The organism is Moraxella sp. 179-F 1C4 NHS, assembly GCF_045370505.1.
GTDB lineage: Bacteria > Pseudomonadota > Gammaproteobacteria > Pseudomonadales > Moraxellaceae > Faucicola > Faucicola tetraodonis.
In genome coordinates this window covers 1-3,832 of record NZ_JBIQEC010000023.1, presented here as the reverse complement: position 1 = coordinate 3,832, position 3,832 = coordinate 1, and the positions used below count along the sequence as shown (strand labels likewise).

At 44.2% G+C, this 3,832-nt stretch carries 2 protein-coding genes; both read right to left on the bottom strand.

The window, feature by feature from the left end; genetic code table 11:
* Positions 1 to 258: 258 nt before the first annotated feature.
* Positions 259 to 2,241 carry a MacB family efflux pump subunit gene (locus tag ACH0AB_RS09775; RefSeq protein WP_406878049.1) on the bottom strand — a complete coding sequence of 661 codons (1,983 nt, stop codon included), beginning with the start codon at positions 2,239 to 2,241 and terminating at the stop codon, positions 259 to 261.
* Positions 2,242 to 2,319: 78 nt separating this feature from the next.
* Positions 2,320 to 3,630: an efflux RND transporter periplasmic adaptor subunit gene (locus ACH0AB_RS09770; RefSeq protein WP_406878048.1), complete on the bottom strand. Its 1,311-nt coding sequence runs from the start codon at positions 3,628 to 3,630 to the stop codon at positions 2,320 to 2,322.
* Positions 3,631 to 3,832: the final 202 nt, after the last annotated feature.

Here is a 3,832-nt window from a genome sequence, read left to right as displayed (position 1 = left end):
CCAAAACTGTTAAGGCAATCAAAAACGATTTTTAACGTTTTTATTTTGGCTATTGCCGTTAAGTGAGTGCATATTATACGCATTAAATCTTGGTTTGCAAGCCTTTTTGCACAATTTTTTCAACCAAAGATTTGCATCAAGATAGCGGCTTAAATTCATCGACTTATCATACCTTTAACTTATCTAGCCTTGATTAAATAAATCTTGATTGGCTAGACGTGGATTAACTAGGTATTAATTAACTAGGTGATAAAACTTTTATTCACCACCTGATAAGGCATCGACAGGATTGAGTCTCGCGGCATTGCGCGCGGGAATAAACCCAAAAACCACACCAATGAGAGTGGAACACACCACAGCCGCTACAATGGAGGTGGTTGAATACACCACTTGGAAATTACCCCCTGCAAATTTGTTAATTAAAGCGCCGATACCAAACGCTAGGCTAATACCTAAAATCCCGCCCAAGATACATACCAAAATCGCTTCTATCAAAAACTGCTGCATGATATCAGATTGTCTTGCGCCCACTGCCATGCGCACACCAATTTCACTGGTACGTTCGGTAACTGAGACGAGCATGATATTCATGACGCCAATACCCCCCACGATCAAAGAAATAATGGCTATCGACGAAACCAGTAATCTCATCGTGCCTGTGGTGGATTCAATCGTCTGACGAATTGAATCAGAATTTTGAATACGAAAGTCATCGGTGCCGTGTCGCTGCTCTATCAAATCAGAAACAGCTTGCTCAGCGGCACTAGACGAGATAGTATTTTTTAGTAGCACAATAAAACTATCTACATGACTAGTACCAACCATTCTATGCATCACAGTGGTATAAGGCATATATAGGGTAGGGGTGTCTGAACTTGGACCAAAAGCTTGCTCAGACGGCTGCAATACACCGATGACGCGAGCGGGCACACTACCCACCAACATCACTTCACCAATGGGATCGCTGACATTGGCAAAAAAGGCGGTTTTTGCATTATTATCAATAATCACATCTTGGGTCATCGAGGTGATACTATTGTCATTAAAAGTTTGCCCAAGCGCGAGTTTTTCGCCTTTCACCGTTAGATAATCTTTGCCCACGCCACTGACATTCACAGAAGCTTCTGTTTCACGGTAACGGGCGGTGGCGGTATTGCTGCTGACTTGTGGACTGACGCTTTGCACATAAGGCTGTTCTGCGACAGCATTGGCATCGGCATCTGTTAAATTATTATCATGGTATTTACGGCGAGGGTCACCAAATTTATAGCCATCTCGTACGGTTAAAGTATTGGTGCCTAAGGAGCTGATATCATTGAGAATTTTTTGTTGAGAGCCTTGCCCTAGACCCACTACCGATACCACAGAGGCAATACCAATGATAATACCTAGCATGGTTAACAATGTCCGCATTTTATGGGCTTTCATCGCCAAAACAGACATCTTAAAGGCTTCAGATAAGCGGTCTAAAAACGCGGTAACACCAGACTTTTTGGCAAAATTTAGGTGTTGAACCGCTTTGGTTTTATCAAATCTATTGTCGGTATAATAATCTTTAAGAATCTGTCCGTCTTTGATTTCAATCACGCGTTCGGCTTGGGCAGCGATAGAAGGATCGTGGGTCACCATAATGATGGTATGACCTTGGCTATTTAGATTTCTCAAAATTGCCATCACGTCTTTGCCCGATTGGCTATCTAATGCCCCAGTCGGTTCATCAGCCAGGATAATGTCGCCACCATTCATTAAGGCACGAGCAATAGACACACGCTGTTGTTGACCACCGGAGAGTTGGCTCGGGCGATTTTGGGTTTTTGTCCCAAGCCCTAAGTCGTCTAACAATTGGGTGGCGCGCGCTTCACGTTGCCGCACCGGCATCCCTGCATATACGGCAGGGACGGCGACATTGTCTCGGGCATTGAGGTCACCGAGTAAATGATAGCGCTGAAAAATAAAGCCAAAATGCTCACGGCGAAGCTCGGCAAGTTCGTCTGCGCTGAGTTTGTCCACCGCTTTGCCATAGATGTGGTAACTGCCCGCAGTCGCCTGATCTAGGCAGCCTAAGATATTCATTAAGGTGGATTTACCCGAGCCTGATTGACCGATAATTGCGACCATTTCGCCTTCATAAATGGTCAAGTCAATCCCATGTAAAACCCGAATTTTTTCATCACCTGCAGGGAATTCGCGGATTAAATCCTTCACTTCCATAATAGGTTGTTTGGTGTCTTGCGTTATCATCAGCCGTGTATCTCACAGTTAGCATGCGTCATAGGTTACAATCAACGTTTACAATCTAGGGTTCTCATCTACCGATGACTAAATCATCGGTGGACGACCGTTATTTTTAGATGATGAACTTGATTTACTCACCGCTGCTTGACCCACAACCACCTTATCCCCTTGGTTGACGCCGCTAAGAATTTGGGTGGTAATACGATTGGTGACACCTGTTTTGACCGCTTGTTTTTTGGTACTACCATCGGCTTGTACGACTTCAACATAACTGCCTATTCTTGGGTCATTTTTGATTGCTGCAGCCGGTACGCTAAGCACATTACTGACTTTATTTTCAACAATATAGACTTGCGCTGTCATGTTGATACGTAGCGCGCCATCGGGATTGGGGACAGTAAAATAACCAATGTAATAAATCGCTGAATCCGTTGACGTTGATGAATCACTGGCGGTAGTGCCATCGGGCGCAGGTCCAATGGTCGACAGTGTGGCTTGGTATTTCTTATCTGGGCGTCCAATGATATTGAAATAAACAGGCAACCCTACTTTTAGGTTAACGACATCGGCTTCTGATATTTTGGCTTTCACGCGCACACTGCTCAAATCTGCCAATGTCACAATGGTGGGGGCTGATTGATTGGCGTTTACTGTTTGCCCTTGTTTGGTGGTAATAGAAATCACCGTGCCTGACATCGGGGCAACAATTTGGCTATATCCAAGATTTTTTTCAGCCGTATTGACGTCCGTTTGCGATTTTTTTATGGTTTGTTGTGCACTAACAATATCGGCTTGCGATGAGGCAATATTTGCTTGGGCAGTCGCAATCGCTTCTTTCGCGCTGTCCACATTGGCTTGGGCTGTTTTGACAGCGGTATCCGCTTGCTCCAGCTCTTGTTTGGAGATGGCATTCATGGCAAGCAAGGATTTTAGGCGATTGTATTCTGTTTGCGATTGTTGCAAGGTTGCTATTTTACCTTTCAAGTCGGCTCGCGCTGTGGCAAGCGCGGCTTGTTTGGTCTGATAGGCGGACTTGGTACTTTCCAAATTCGCTTTGCTTTGCTGTAAGGTAGCTTGCTGCGTGGTTAAGGTATTTTGCAGGGTAACTGGGTCAATTTGAGCAATAACATCGCCTTTTTTGACCGTGTCACCCACCTCGACATACAATTTTGTCACTTCCCCTGACACCTGAGCGCCCACATCCACTTGTTTAATGCCTTCAATTTTGCCCGTGGACATCACACTGTTCTCAATATCGCTACGTTCGACATTGGCGGTGATGTAATCGGGTTTTTGGGGTTTGGGTTTAAAGTACCAATAAGCTAACGCTGCCAGCGAAATAACGATCAAACTTAAGATTGCCCATTTGAGCCATTTTTTTTGGGTAGCGGTCATCGTGCCAAGCCTTATCAAGGGATAAACAATTGAAAAAAATTAAATAAATACAGCTTTGTAACAGGGAGTATTAAAAGCTAAATGAGAATAAATTGCAATAAAAACAGGTAAGCCGAAAGGATTTTTAATTAACCCCAGTTCGACATAAGCTATACCCTAAGGCTTTGAATTAGCAAGCAATCTTAGCGACGAAAGGTTCAAT